Origin of the sequence: Pseudomonas sp. R4-35-07 (assembly GCF_003852235.1) — a bacterium.
Classification (GTDB): Bacteria; Pseudomonadota; Gammaproteobacteria; order Pseudomonadales; family Pseudomonadaceae; genus Aquipseudomonas.
In genome coordinates this window covers 1,292,970-1,307,164 of the sequence record NZ_CP027732.1, presented here as the reverse complement: position 1 = coordinate 1,307,164, position 14,195 = coordinate 1,292,970, and the positions used below count along the sequence as shown (strand labels likewise).

Here is a 14,195-nt window from a genome sequence, read left to right as displayed (position 1 = left end):
TTCGTGCATCTTTAATGCATAGCCGCTTTTCCTCCTGCGTATTACCTGGCCTTTTGCAAACTGCGAACCCCCGACCTCGCGTGTTAACCTTGCCGCCATCGCAAAAAATGCTGGGCCAAGCGCGCCCTTTGCCCCATCACTTTCAACGAATTTGCCTATTACCCAATGAGTAAAAACGCCTCCGATCTATCCTCCCATACCCCCATGATGCAGCAGTACTGGCGCCTGAAGAACCAGCACCCTGATCAGTTGATGTTCTATCGCATGGGCGACTTCTACGAGATCTTCTATGAGGATGCGAAGAAGGCCGCCAAGTTGTTGGATATCACCCTGACCGCGCGCGGGCAATCGGCGGGACAGTCGATTCCGATGTGTGGGATTCCTTACCATTCGTTGGAAGGTTACTTGGTCAAGCTGGTGAAGCTGGGCGAGTCGGTGGTGATCTGTGAGCAGATCGGCGATCCGGCGACCAGCAAGGGGCCGGTGGAACGCCAGGTGGTGCGCATTATTACGCCGGGGACGGTGAGTGATGAGGCGCTGCTGGATGAGCGGCGCGATAACTTGATCGCGGCTGTCCTGGGTGATGAGCGTTTGTTCGGCCTGTCGGTACTGGATATCACCAGCGGCAATTTCAGTGTGCTGGAGATTAAGGGCTGGGAGAACCTGCTGGCGGAGCTGGAACGTATCAACCCGGTGGAGTTGTTGATTCCGGACGATTGGCCCAAGGACCTGCCGGCGGAGAAGCGCCGTGGGACCAAGCGGCGCGCACCGTGGGATTTCGAGCGAGATTCGGCGCTTAAGAGCCTGTGTCAGCAATTCTCCGTGCAGGACCTCAAAGGCTTCGGTTGCGAAACCTTGACTCTGGCCATCGGCGCCGCCGGCTGCCTGCTCAGCTATGCCAAGGAAACCCAGCGCACGGCCCTGCCGCACTTGCGCAGCCTGCGGCATGAGCGTCTGGACGATACCGTGGTACTCGATGGCGCCAGCCGTCGCAACCTGGAACTGGATACCAACTTGTCGGGCGGGCGTGACAATACGCTGCAATCGGTGGTCGACCGCTGCCAGACCGCCATGGGCAGCCGCTTGCTGACCCGCTGGCTGAACCGCCCGCTGCGGGATTTGAGCGTGCTTCAAGCGCGTCAGTCTTCCATTACCTGCCTGCTGGACGGCTATCGCTTTGAAAAGCTGCAGCCGCAACTCAAAGAAATTGGCGATATAGAGCGCATCCTGGCGCGAATCGGCCTACGCAACGCGCGTCCACGTGACTTGGCGCGCCTGCGCGATGCCCTCGGTGCCCTGCCGCAATTGCAGGCGGCGATGACCGAGCTGGACACTGCGCACCTGCAACAGTTGGCCGTCACCGCTGGCACTTATCCGGATCTCGCGGCCCTGCTGGAAAAGGCCATTATTGACAACCCGCCGGCGATCATCCGGGATGGCGGTGTTCTGAAGACGGGTTACGACAGTGAACTGGATGAGCTGCAATCGCTGAGCGAAAACGCCGGGCAGTTCCTGATTGACCTGGAGGCGCGCGAAAAAGCCCGCACCGGACTGGCCAACCTGAAGGTCGGTTACAACCGGGTGCACGGCTATTTTATCGAGTTGCCGAGCAAGCAGGCCGAGTCGGCGCCTATTGATTATCAACGTCGCCAGACCCTCAAGGGCGCCGAGCGGTTTATCACTCCAGAGCTTAAAGCCTTCGAAGACAAGGCGCTGTCGGCCAAAAGCCGCGCCCTGGCGCGGGAAAAAATGCTCTATGAAGCCTTGCTTGAAGACTTGATCAGCCGCCTGGCACCGCTACAAGACACCGCAGCCGCCTTGGCGGAGCTGGATGTGCTGAGCAACCTCGCGGAGCGTGCGCTGAACCTGGATTTGAACTGCCCACGGTTTGTCAGCGAACCGTGCATGCGTATCGTGCAAGGGCGCCATCCGGTGGTCGAGCAGGTGCTGACCACGCCGTTCGTCGCCAACGACCTGTCGCTGGACGACGATACCCGCATGCTGGTGATTACAGGTCCGAACATGGGTGGTAAATCCACCTACATGCGCCAGACCGCATTGATCGTGCTGTTGGCCCACATTGGCAGCTTCGTGCCGGCGGCCAGTTGCGAGCTGTCTCTGGTGGACCGGATTTTCACCCGGATAGGTTCCAGTGATGACCTGGCCGGTGGGCGCTCGACGTTCATGGTGGAAATGAGCGAGACCGCCAACATTCTGCATAACGCCACCGAGCGTAGCCTGGTGCTGATGGACGAAGTCGGGCGCGGCACCAGCACATTCGACGGCCTGTCGCTGGCATGGGCGGCGGCTGAACGCCTGGCTCACCTGCGCGCGTATACATTGTTTGCTACCCACTACTTCGAACTGACCGTGTTACCGGAAAGCGAGCCGCTGGTAGCCAACGTGCACCTCAATGCCACCGAGCACAACGAGCGCATCGTGTTCCTGCACCATGTGCTGCCGGGCCCGGCGAGCCAGAGTTATGGCTTGGCGGTCGCACAATTGGCCGGTGTGCCCAATGATGTGATCACCCGCGCCCGCGAGCACCTCAGCCGCCTCGAAACCACGGCCCTGCCCCATGAAACGGTCGTCGCCAGCCCAGCCAAGGCCAGCAAGAAATCCGCCGTGCCGCATCAGAGCGATATGTTCGCCAGCCTGCCCCATCCGGTACTCGATGAGTTGGCTAAGCTCGACGTGGATGACTTGACCCCACGCAAAGCGCTCGAAATGTTATATGCACTGAAGACTCGGATATAACGCTGACGCTTGCAAGCTGGTAGACTCTCGCGCGGTTTGGGATGCTGCGGGCTATGAGCCTGGCCTGCAGACTATCGCTCCCGAACCTCGCGAGCCCTGCCACACAGGGTTTCGCTGCCGCCGCCTGAGGAGAAAATTAGAAATGACCTTCGTCGTCACCGACAACTGCATCAAGTGCAAGTACACCGACTGCGTAGAAGTGTGTCCGGTGGACTGCTTCTACGAAGGCCCGAATTTCCTGGTCATCCACCCGGACGAGTGCATTGACTGCGCCCTGTGTGAACCAGAATGCCCGGCCGTTGCGATTTTCTCCGAGGACGAAGTCCCGGCAGAGATGCAGGAATTTATTCAGTTGAACGTCGAGCTGGCAGAGATTTGGCCGAACATCACTGAACGCAAAGATCCGATGCCCGATGCAGCGGAGTGGGACGGCAAAAAAGGTAAGATTGCACAGCTCGAACGCTGATAGCGTCACCGCCCCAAAAGGCCCCTTGCGGGCCTTTTTGCGTTTCTACGTGGCCGGTTTCACTTTTCTACAGGCGAAAAAAGGGGCGGTATGACCCGCCCACATTTTTTCCCTAGTCCCTGTATTCCTTTTCATCGTCCTGATGAATCGCATCCTGCGACATTCCTTCAAACCATCATTCCTTGATGGTCGTGCCAATCCGTGGACACAGGGCTGATGTTAGAGAATCCAAAAATAAGTTCAACGGGGATCCAACTCGGCAACTGCAGGGCGTAGGCGTTCAATTACGGATTAATAACTGTTTTATTTCAATCAGTTAGAAACATCGCTCACAGATTCGAGACGCTCACACCCGGTAAAAAAACCGAATACCTACAAAAAAGTAAGCGAATGCTTACACAGGTTACTGCGGAAAAAGCGTAACGAGCTGACAGGGTAACGTTCCTACGCAAGGTTCAGTCGTCGCTGACCGTGATCGTTGGCATCGCTGGAGCAACCGCTTCCTGCAGCACTATCCGCGCGCCCACATGGCGGGCCAACTCCTGGTAGACCATGGCAATCTGACCATCGGGCTCGGCAGCCACAGTGGGCTTGCCGCCGTCGGCCTGTTCACGAATGGCCATCGACAGCGGCAACGAGGCCAGCAGTTCGACGCCATATTGAGTCGCCAGCTTCTCGCCACCACCCTCACCGAACAGATGCTCGGCATGGCCGCAGTTGGAGCAGATGTGGACGGCCATGTTTTCCACCACACCCAGCACCGGAATGTTGACCTTGCGGAACATTTCCACGCCTTTCTTCGCGTCCAGCAATGCCAGGTCCTGAGGCGTGGTGACGATCACCGAGCCGGCCACCGGGACTTTCTGCGCCAGGGTCAGCTGGATATCGCCGGTACCGGGCGGCATGTCGATCACCAGGTAGTCCAAATCGCCCCAGGCGGTCTGGGTGACCAGTTGCAGCAACGCACCGGAGACCATCGGCCCGCGCCAGACCATCGGCGTGTTGTCATCGGTCAGAAAAGCCATGGACATGACCTCCACGCCCAGGGACTCGATCGGCACAAACCATTTCTGGTCCTTGACCTTCGGCCGTGTGCCCTCGGCGATGCCGAACATCACACCTTGGCTTGGACCATAGATATCGGCGTCGAGGATGCCCACGCGGGCGCCTTCGCGGGCCAGGGCCAGAGCCAGGTTGGCGGCGGTGGTGGATTTGCCCACACCGCCCTTGCCCGACGCCACGGCGATCACATTCTTGACATTGGCCAGGCCAGGGATCTGCGTCTGGGCCTTGTGTGGCGCGATCACGCACTGGATATCGACCTTGGCCGAGCGCACGCCATCGAGGCCTTCGATGGCTATTTGCAACATCTGCGCCCATCCGCTTTTGAACAGGCCAGCGGCATAGCCCAGCTCCAACTGGACCGATACCTGGTCACCCTGGACCTCAATAGCCCGTACACAGCCGGCACTGACCGGGTCCTGGTTCAAATAGGGGTCGGTGTACTGGCGAAGAACGGCTTCCACCGCTGCGCGATTGACGGCGCTCATGGGCAACTCCCGAAAAAAGACTGACTGAAACAGGCGGCTATCCTAACCGTTCCAGGCCGCCAGCGGCATGCTTTCGCAGGGATGGAAAATTCTGAAACAGCACCACGGGGTGAAATAAATTTCCCGGCGCTTTATAGTGGCCGACCTCCGTTTCATCAAGTAGCCGAGCCCCATGTCCGAGCCACGCAAGATCCTCGTCACCAGCGCCCTGCCCTATGCCAATGGTTCCATCCATCTTGGCCATATGCTTGAGTACATCCAGACCGATATGTGGGTGCGCTTCCAGAAGCATCGCGGCAATCAATGCATTTACGTCTGCGCGGACGACGCCCACGGTTCGGCCATCATGTTGCGCGCCGAAAAGGAAGGCATCACCCCGGAACAACTGATCGCCAATGTGCAGGCTGAACACAGCGCCGACTTTGCCGAGTTCCTGGTGGATTTCGACAACTTCCATTCGACCCACTCCGACGAAAATCGTGAGCTTTCGAGCCAGATCTACCTGCGATTGAAGGAAGCCGGGCACATCGACCAGCGGTCGGTCACCCAGTACTTCGATCCGGAAAAGAAAATGTTCCTGGCCGACCGCTTCATCAAGGGCACCTGCCCGAAATGCGGCACTGCAGACCAGTACGGCGACAACTGCGAAAAATGCGGCGCGACTTATGCCCCGACTGACTTGAAGGATCCGAAGTCGGCCATCTCCGGCGCCACCCCGGTGCTCAAGGATTCCCAGCACTTCTTCTTCAAGCTTCCGGATTTCCAGCAGATGCTGCAAACCTGGACGCGCAGCGGCACCCTGCAGGACGCCGTGGCCAACAAGCTCGCCGAATGGCTCGACAGCGGCTTGCAGCAGTGGGACATCTCCCGCGATGCGCCGTACTTCGGCTTTGAAATCCCGGGCGAGCCGGGCAAGTACTTCTACGTGTGGCTGGATGCGCCGATCGGCTACATGGCCAGCTTCAAGAACCTCTGCGACCGCACGCCAGAGCTGGACTTCGATGCGTTCTGGGGCAAGGACTCCACCGCCGAGCTGTACCACTTCATCGGTAAGGACATCGTCAACTTCCACGCACTGTTCTGGCCGGCGATGCTCGAAGGTTCGGGCTTCCGCAAGCCGACCGGCATTGCCGTGCACGGCTACCTGACGGTGAACGGGCAGAAGATGTCCAAGTCCCGTGGCACCTTTATCAAGGCGCGCACCTATCTGGACCACCTGTCGCCGGAGTATCTGCGTTACTACTATGCATCCAAGCTGGGCCGTGGCGTCGACGACCTCGACCTGAACCTGGAAGACTTCGTCCAGAAGGTCAACTCGGATCTGGTCGGCAAGGTCGTCAATATCGCCAGCCGTTGTGCTGGGTTCATCCACAAGGGAAATGCGGGGGTACTGGTCGCTGAAAATGCCGCTCCGGAACTGACCGATGCGTTCCTGGCCGCCGCGCCGAGCATCGCCGACGCCTATGAAGCCCGTGACTTTGCCCGTGCAATGCGCGAAATCATGGGCCTGGCTGACCGTGCCAATGCCTGGATTGCGGACAAGGCACCCTGGTCGCTGAACAAGCAGGAAGGCAAAGAGGCCGAGGTTCAGGCGATCTGCGCCACCGGCATCAACCTGTTCCGTCAGTTGGTGATCTTGCTCAAGCCGGTGCTGCCGCTGCTGGCCGCCGACGCAGAAGCGTTCCTCAACGTCGCGCCACTGACCTGGAATGACCACGCCACGCTGCTCAGCAACCATCAGTTGAACGCGTTCAAGCCCCTGATGACCCGCATCGACCCGGTGAAAGTCCAGGCCATGACCGACGCTTCGAAAGAAGACCTGGTCGCCAGCCAGACGGATACAGGCTCGACTGCGCCCGCAGGTAACGGCGAGCTGGCCAAGGACCCTATTTCCGATGAAATCGAGTTCGACACCTTTGCCGCCGTGGACCTGCGCGTTGCACTGATCGTCAAGGCCGAAGCCGTGGAAGGTGCCGACAAGCTGCTGCGCCTGACCCTGGATTTGGGCGGCGAGCGACGCAATGTGTTCTCCGGCATCAAGAGCGCTTACCCGGACCCGTCCGAGCTCGATGGTCGCCTGACCATGATGGTCGCCAACCTGAAGCCACGAAAAATGAAGTTCGGCATATCTGAAGGCATGGTGATGGCGGCTGGCCCTGGCGGCGAAGAAATCTACCTGCTGAGCCCGGACAGCGGCGCCAAGCCGGGTCAACGCATCAAGTAAACCCTGCAAGATGCCCTGGCGCTTCGGCGCCGGGGCTTTTCAGCCTGCCTGCACCGGTGGGCCTGGCGTCAACGCTATGATCACAGCATGAACCTCATTCAACGTATCGACGCGCTGCTACCGCAGACTCAATGCGGCAAGTGCGGGCACCCGGGCTGCAAGCCTTACGCCGAAGGCATCGCCAACGGCGAGGCAATCAACAAGTGCCCACCCGGAGGCCAGGAAACCATCGCCGGGCTCGCGCAATTGCTGCGTGTGCCAGTGCTGGCCCTGGATAACAGCCGTGGAGACGCGCCGGCGCAGGTCGCCTATATCCGTGAGGCCGAATGCATCGGTTGCACCAAATGCATCCAGGCTTGCCCGGTGGACGCCATCGTGGGCGCCGCCAAGTTGATGCATACGGTAATTATCGACGAGTGCACCGGTTGCGACCTGTGTGTAGCGCCCTGCCCTGTCGACTGCATCGAGCTGCGCCCACTCGCTGACGTCTTGCCTATCGTAGGCGGCCTGGCGGGCAGCGATCACGAACGGCACGAACGTGGCCTCAAACGCGACCGCGCTCGGCGGCGTTTCGAACAGCGCAACGCGCGCCTGCAACGTGAGGAAGCCTGCAAGCTCGCCGAGCGCCTGGCGCGGGCCAAACGCACGGCCCCCGTGGCAGCGGCACAAGCTGATCCCCACCAGGCCGTTCAGGATGCCGCGATCAAGCAAGCCAAAATCAATCTCGCCATGAGCCGTGCTCAACTGCACAAGTCCCTGAAGGCGTTTGGGCATCCGCCGACCTTTGAGCAGCAGTCGCAATTGATTGTCCTGCAAAGGCAGTTCGAAGCCTCGGAGCAGGCGCTTGCCGCGCTGGAAGGCAACAGCCCGCCAACGCTGCCGACCACCCAGGGCCCTGAGCTCAAACGCGCCAAGATTCAACTGGCGATGCGCCGGGCCGAGTTGAAAAAGGCCCAGGATCAACAGGCTGATGAACAACAACTGGCCAGCCTGAGCGCCGCGCTGAACGCCGCCGAGCAGACGCTGCATGATGCCGAGGCCGACGCCACCGGCAACACCTGACCCACAGCTGATGCTGCACTGTGTATTGCTACAATCCCGTCGACCGCCTGCAAGGAAACGTCCGCCCCTATGAACGCTGCAAAACGCCTGGAAATTTTCCGCAGGTTTCACGAAGACAATCCGGAACCTAAGACTGAGCTGGCGTACTCCTCGCCGTTCGAGCTGTTGATCGCGGTGATCCTGTCGGCCCAATCCACCGACGTTGGCGTCAACAAGGCCACGGCCAAGCTATTCCCGGTGGCCAATACGCCAGAGGCTATTTATGCCTTGGGTGTGGAGGGATTATCGGAGTACATCAAGACCATCGGCTTGTACAACAGCAAGGCCAAGAACGTGATCGAAACGTGCCGCCTGCTCATGGAGCTACACGCCAGCGAAGTGCCGCAAACCCGGGAAGCCCTGGAAGCGCTGCCCGGAGTCGGGCGCAAGACCGCTAACGTGGTGCTCAACACCGCGTTCCGTCAACTCACCATGGCGGTGGACACCCATATTTTTCGCGTCAGCAACCGAACCGGCATCGCTCGCGGCAAGAATGTGGTCGAGGTCGAAAAACAACTGATGAAATTCGTGCCCAAGCCTTATCTGCTCGATTCACACCATTGGCTGATTCTTCACGGGCGCTATGTTTGCCAGGCGCGCAAGCCTCGATGTGGCAGCTGCAGGATCGAAGATTTATGCGAATACAAGCACAAGACATCCGACGATTGAGGGTTCCGGGGTTTTCTCTATCCATCGATTGAAAAAATCTTTTTTACCGTTCGTGGATTATCGCTATAAGGGGCGCCAACGGCAGTCTTAGCCTGGAGTGAACCTATGAGCACTGGCAAAGAACAAATCGAAGTTGATGACGACCTGGTGGAGCTGGAAGACGATGAGGCGCCAGCGCCCGTCGCAGAGGTAGCCAAGACCAATTTGAGCAAACGCCGGACTATCGACAATCTTCTGGAAGAGCGACGCTTGCAGAAACAATTGGCCGATTACGACTTCGATCTTTGACCCTCTGGCAGACGGTCGGAAGCCTCCCTGACGGAGGCTTTTTTGTGCCGGTTGTTACAGGAACGTCAGAGCGGCGGAGCGCCCTGCTCACACCAAGCCATTGCGTTGGGCCAGTTCTATCAAGTCGACCAGGGAGCGGGCATTGAGCTTCAATAACAGGCGCGTCTTGTAGGTGCTGACGGTCTTGTTGCTGAGGAACATGCCATCGGCGATTTCCTTATTGGTTTTGCCACGGGCCAGTTGCTGGAGCACCATCATTTCCCGCCCCGACAAACGTTCAACCATGTCAGCTTCACTGGTGTTGCCCATCGTGGAGCGTACCGAATTGAGCGCCTGGTTCGGGAAATAGCTGTAGCCGGAAAGCACTGCCTTGATGGCGCTCAGCAACTCGGTCAAGTCCTGCTGCTTGCACACGTAGCCGGCAGCCCCGGCCTGCATGCAGCGCATGGAAAAATGACCAGGTGCCTGGGACGTCAGCACCAGTACCTTGAACGATACGGCTTGCTTGGTTGAAGCTAACCGACAAATAACTTCAAGGCCATCGAGCTTGGGTATTCCAATATCCAGTATGACAATGTCCGGCATATGTTCCCGCGCAAGTTGTAACGCATCGACACCGTTATCAGTCTCGGCAACGACCTCATAACCATGACGCTCCATTAGCATGCGCACAGCAAGCCGAATGACGGGATGATCATCCACGATCAGCACTTTATTCATGAGAAAGTCCAATTTCGCTGTTCGAATTATTTAGAGAAAGCACAATAGCCTAGTCATCTGCTAGTTGGCATAGCGTCCCCCCCCGAGCAACAGTAGGCAGAGACCCAACCCACAGCAAGATAGGAATTAACCTACAAAAATTCGCCAACTTTGAGGTATTCGGCTTTATGGAGCCTTTCAGACCTTTCTCTGCTCGTACATATTTTGAGTGAAATATCCTCATCCCCGTGCGTACGCGGTAAACGTGGCGCACACGTCTTTCAGGAAATGCCCCTTGTATGACGCCGCAACGTAAACGAAGGGCTAAAAAAACCGCACCAGCTTCAGTTCCATTTAACATATTTATACACACTCCATTTTCCTACAGAAAATTCCATAAATTACATATCAATTGCTCCTACATGAGTGAAAATTCTGTAAGACATAGTTCCTATTCAGATGTAAAAAACCTTTCCTTGGAGAAGTAAAATGCTGAAATTAAAAAAACATCTGCATGGATTTGAAGCAGAATCCTTAAACAAACACTAAACGTTTGTAAACGTCGTACCTCAATTAATGCCCGTATGGGTATATTCAGGACAAAAAAAAAGCCCCTTGCATAAGGTAATGCTGTTCACTTAAGCGGAGCAGCATTGCGATCCACTGGAAATCGGGTTTTTGAGATCTTCACCGTCCTCGGCCTTGCAGGTCTGGGGCGGTGATCCAGAAACAAGCTGCCGATACCCTTCCTTAGTTCGGCCAAGCGTCTGCCTGTGGCTGATACCGGATTGGCTGCCGCCATCACGATCAACTGCACGGCGATATACTGGCAAACGGGCTTAAAGCGTATGTCCGACGGAGCTCGACCAAACGCTACCGCTGCTTGACCGGCCTCCCGGCGAATCACGTTGTAAGCGAGTAAAAGCCCCCAGACCTCCTGATAGACCAAGTCGATTTTTTTACTGCGCAAGGTCACGGCATTCTGCTGCATAGAGCTTTTGATATCCCTAAAGCCCAATTCGATTTCCCAGCGTTCCTGATAAAGTTTGGCAACGACCTTGGTGCTGTAGGTGTTGGCTGGTAACGACGTCATGACAGTTTTTAATCTGCCTTGGATTTCATAGCTGACTTCGCGGGCTTCCCAGTGGGTGCCAAGAGCCGGATTTCTCTTTCTGGCTTGCGGTGAGACCTTCATGCGCACCAAGCGGTCGTGCTCGCCGTAACGGATCACTTCTTCACAGACCATGCCTTTTTTGGCGGGAATCAACCAATGACGGTGGGTTCCGGTGTTACTCAGGCTCAACAGCATTTCTGCGCCCCAAAATCCTTTATCGAATAGCGTCACGGAGTGGTCGGGGACTTGCTGCAAAAACTCGTCGGCCAAGCGCATTTCACTGCGCCGGTAAGGCCCTAATTGTGCATCCAGGATTAAGTGCGAACGCACGTTCATCAGCGCTACCAAGCGCATCATGGGGAAGGGAGTCTGACGATCACTGGGCGTATTTCCTGACCCGAAATGATCTCGAAGCTCGGGTGTGTCCGGCGTGCGCAAGAGCGCACCGTCCACCGCGAAGACCTGCAAACCGTGCCAGTCGTCCTCGTCGTAGCGCTCCAAGCCCCATTGAGTGCCGGTTTTACGGAATAACCACTCAACGGGATCGGCCCCTAGTCGCTTGCGGGCTTCAGTGACGCCGCTTCGGGCCAACAAGTGGTCGGAGGCGAGGCCTTGAGCGCAAATGTTCAACCGTCTAGCGACCTCATGGACAGGCTCATCACGAAACAACGCCATGCCAAGCACCAACCAAAGCACCTGATCGGCGGGCAAGCGACGCCGACGAATAGTGGCCTGACTGGATAGATCCAGCGCAGACGCAACCCATTCAATGGGGATGTTCTGGGTGAAAGTGCTTAGGTCGCAGAAGTTGAAAAGGTCGCCGAGGTCGAGCAGGTCCTGTTGAACAGACATAAAAAAATCCGATGCCAGAGGTCTGGCATCGGATTTTCTAGGAAGCCCCGCTTTAGCTCAAATGCTTAAGTGAACAGCATTACTTGCATAAGGGGCCTTTTCAGGACAAGCGAAACACTCAGAACAACTTGCGGCCTTTGTTGGCCGCGATGCGCATGCGCAAGGCGTTCAACTTGATGAAGCCCGCTGCATCCGCCTGATTGTAGGCACCGCCATCTTCCTCGAAGGTAGCGATGTTAGCGTCGAACAGTGATTCATCAGACTTGCGACCGGTCACGATCACATTGCCCTTGTACAGCTTCAGACGCACGACACCGTTCACATGAGCCTGGGAGGCGTCGATCATCTGCTGCAGCATCAGACGCTCAGGGCTCCACCAGTAACCGGTGTAGATCAGGCTGGCGTACTTGGGCATCAGCTCATCTTTGAGGTGGGCCACTTCACGGTCCAGGGTAATGGACTCGATGGCGCGGTGAGCGCGCAGCATGATAGTGCCACCCGGTGTTTCATAGCAGCCGCGGGACTTCATACCCACGTAACGGTTCTCGACGATGTCGAGACGGCCGATACCGTGTTCACCACCGATACGGTTCAAGGTTGCCAGTACGGTGGCTGGGGTCATCTCGACGCCATCCAGCGCGACGATATCGCCGTTGCGGTAGGTCAGTTCCAGATACTGCGGCTTGTCTGGAGCGTTCTCCGGGGAGACGGTCCATTTCCACATGTCTTCTTCGTGCTCGGTCCAGGTGTCTTCCAGCACGCCGCCTTCATAGGAGATGTGCAGCAGGTTGGCATCCATCGAGTACGGGGACTTCTTCTTGCCGTGACGCTCGATCGGGATCGCGTGCTTTTCAGCGTAATCCATCAGCTTTTCACGGGACAGCAGGTCCCATTCACGCCAAGGTGCGATCACTTTCACGCCAGGCTTGAGGGCATAGGCACCCAGTTCGAAACGCACCTGGTCGTTGCCCTTGCCGGTGGCGCCGTGGGAAATGGCATCAGCGCCGGTTTCGTTGGCGATTTCGATCAGGCGCTTGGCGATCAGCGGACGGGCGATGGAGGTACCGAGCAGGTACTCGCCTTCGTAGACAGTATTGGCGCGAAACATCGGGTAGACGAAATCGCGGACGAACTCTTCGCGCAGGTCGTCAATATAGATCTCTTTCACGCCCATGGCTTGCGCCTTGGCACGTGCAGGTTCGACCTCTTCGCCCTGACCCAGGTCAGCGGTGAAGGTCACCACTTCACAGTTATAAGTATCCTGCAGCCACTTGAGGATCACCGAAGTGTCCAGGCCGCCGGAATACGCGAGAACGACCTTGTTTACGTCGGCCATGCCATCACTCCACGGGTTTTACGGAAAGGCGACGATTCTACCGATCAAAACCGTGAAATTACAGGGGCGCGACAGCAAATGAAGATAAAGCGACAGATTATGTCGAACGCGCGACCGATGGTCGCACGTTATGAGGTCGCTGCGGGGTTACTGGGTGCGGTTGCCTGGGGCGCCGGTTTCTCGGGCGCTGCCACGCGCTCGAGCTGCACGTTGACCCGACGGTTGCGGGCGCGGTTCGCGGCATTGGTGTTGGGCGCCAAGGGGTAGCTTTCGCCGTGGAAGCGCAGGGTGATCTGCGACTCCTGGATGCCATTGGCCTTGAAGTAGTCCATCACCGCCAAGGCGCGGCGTCGCGAGACATCGCGGTTGGTCAAGCGGTTGCCGCTGTTATCCGAATGGCCGTTCAACTCGATATGGTTGACGGTGGGGTCGGCTTTCATGAACGCGACAATCACCGACAGCTTCTTCTTGGCCGCAGCATCCAGCTCGATGCCACCACCGGGGAAGCCGACTTCCGTCTGCTTGACCTGATCGTAATTCATCGGCAACAGCTTGGTAGTACACAGCTGATAGTCGGTGTAGGCCTTGTTGAATTTCACCGGCAGCAGGCGAATCTCCGAGTAACCACCCTCGCGACCGTAATGTCGCACGGTCGGGCTGCGTCCTTCGAGCAAGCCGGTGAACAACCGCCCGGCCTGGGCCTGGGAGCTGTTAAACAGCACATCACCACTGCCGACGCGTACCGCACCGAGGTTGATATCGCCGCGGCCCGGTTGCCAGGGCGCGGCGGCGGCCAGTAACGTGGCAGAGCCGGCACCAAGCGAACCGTTATAGGCTTTCAGACGAAATGTCGCCTGCTCACCCGCCCGGCGCACGAACTCACCCGAGCCGAAATCGGTGATCGGCTGGGTCAGTCGGCACTCGAACTGATCGCCCTCCACCTTCCACTCAATATTTTCCAGACGTGTCTGGAACGTGAGGGCCATCGCGGGCAGGCTGGCGAACACACTGAGCAGGGCTAGATAATGCTGGCGCACGGGAGGCTCCACTGGTTTCTACAACACTTCAAAGCGTCATACATCGTTAAGGCATACCCAGAGCTATCGGTCGCATCCTGCAAAACTTGATAGCGAGTGCCT

11 protein-coding genes are annotated in these 14,195 nt (G+C 57.8%); 6 read left to right on the top strand and 5 right to left on the bottom strand.

Translation table 11 applies throughout. The features are described 5' to 3' along the window. Nucleotides 1-165: 165 nt before the first annotated feature. Nucleotides 166-2,757, top strand: coding sequence for a DNA mismatch repair protein MutS (gene mutS, locus C4J89_RS05810; RefSeq protein WP_124403249.1), 2,592 nt, complete (start codon nt 166-168; stop codon nt 2,755-2,757). A 142-nt stretch (nt 2,758-2,899) separates the two neighbouring features. Continuing rightward, nucleotides 2,900-3,223, top strand: a complete 324-nt coding sequence (fdxA, locus tag C4J89_RS05805) for a ferredoxin FdxA (RefSeq protein ID WP_124361524.1) — start codon at nt 2,900-2,902, stop codon at nt 3,221-3,223. Nucleotides 3,224-3,678: 455 nt separating this feature from the next. Here the strand turns inward: fdxA and apbC are convergent, their stop codons facing one another. After that, nucleotides 3,679-4,773 (bottom strand): iron-sulfur cluster carrier protein ApbC, encoded by a 1,095-nt coding sequence (apbC, locus tag C4J89_RS05800; RefSeq protein ID WP_124413973.1) that lies wholly within the window; start codon nt 4,771-4,773, stop codon nt 3,679-3,681. 172 nt (nt 4,774-4,945) lie between these two features. On the opposite strand from apbC, the gene metG reads away from it, so the two are divergent. From metG to C4J89_RS05780, 4 genes are all read left to right on the top strand, one after another. After that, a complete protein-coding gene (gene metG / locus C4J89_RS05795; RefSeq protein WP_124413972.1) occupies nt 4,946-6,997 on the top strand; it encodes a methionine--tRNA ligase in 2,052 nt (683 codons plus the stop codon). Between the two features lie 87 nt (nt 6,998-7,084). Further along, the gene (gene rsxB, locus C4J89_RS05790; protein ID WP_124413971.1) at nt 7,085-8,059 is read left to right on the top strand and encodes an electron transport complex subunit RsxB; all 975 of its coding nucleotides are present in this window, start codon (nt 7,085-7,087) and stop codon (nt 8,057-8,059) included. A 69-nt stretch (nt 8,060-8,128) separates the two neighbouring features. Then, on the top strand, nt 8,129-8,767 hold the full coding sequence (gene nth, locus C4J89_RS05785; RefSeq protein WP_124361520.1) for an endonuclease III: 639 nt from the start codon (nt 8,129-8,131) through the stop codon (nt 8,765-8,767). Nucleotides 8,768-8,872: 105 nt separating this feature from the next. Continuing rightward, a complete protein-coding gene (locus C4J89_RS05780; RefSeq protein WP_124361519.1) occupies nt 8,873-9,055 on the top strand; it encodes a PA3496 family putative envelope integrity protein in 183 nt (60 codons plus the stop codon). Nucleotides 9,056-9,142: 87 nt separating this feature from the next. Here C4J89_RS05780 and C4J89_RS05775 read toward each other — a convergent pair whose 3' ends face one another. The 4 genes from C4J89_RS05775 to C4J89_RS05760 form a co-directional block, all read right to left on the bottom strand. Then, nucleotides 9,143-9,775: a response regulator transcription factor gene (locus C4J89_RS05775; RefSeq protein WP_124361518.1), complete on the bottom strand. Its 633-nt coding sequence runs from the start codon at nt 9,773-9,775 to the stop codon at nt 9,143-9,145. Nucleotides 9,776-10,388: 613 nt separating this feature from the next. After that, complete coding sequence (locus tag C4J89_RS05770; RefSeq protein WP_124361991.1) at nt 10,389-11,720, bottom strand: IS4 family transposase; 1,332 nt, start codon at nt 11,718-11,720, stop codon at nt 10,389-10,391. 118 nt (nt 11,721-11,838) lie between these two features. Then, on the bottom strand, nt 11,839-13,056 hold the full coding sequence (locus C4J89_RS05765; RefSeq protein ID WP_065886002.1) for an argininosuccinate synthase: 1,218 nt from the start codon (nt 13,054-13,056) through the stop codon (nt 11,839-11,841). A gap of 128 nt (nt 13,057-13,184) precedes the next feature. Then, on the bottom strand, nt 13,185-14,093 hold the full coding sequence (locus C4J89_RS05760) for an OmpA family protein (RefSeq protein ID WP_124361517.1): 909 nt from the start codon (nt 14,091-14,093) through the stop codon (nt 13,185-13,187). Between the last annotated feature and the right edge of the window lie 102 nt (nt 14,094-14,195).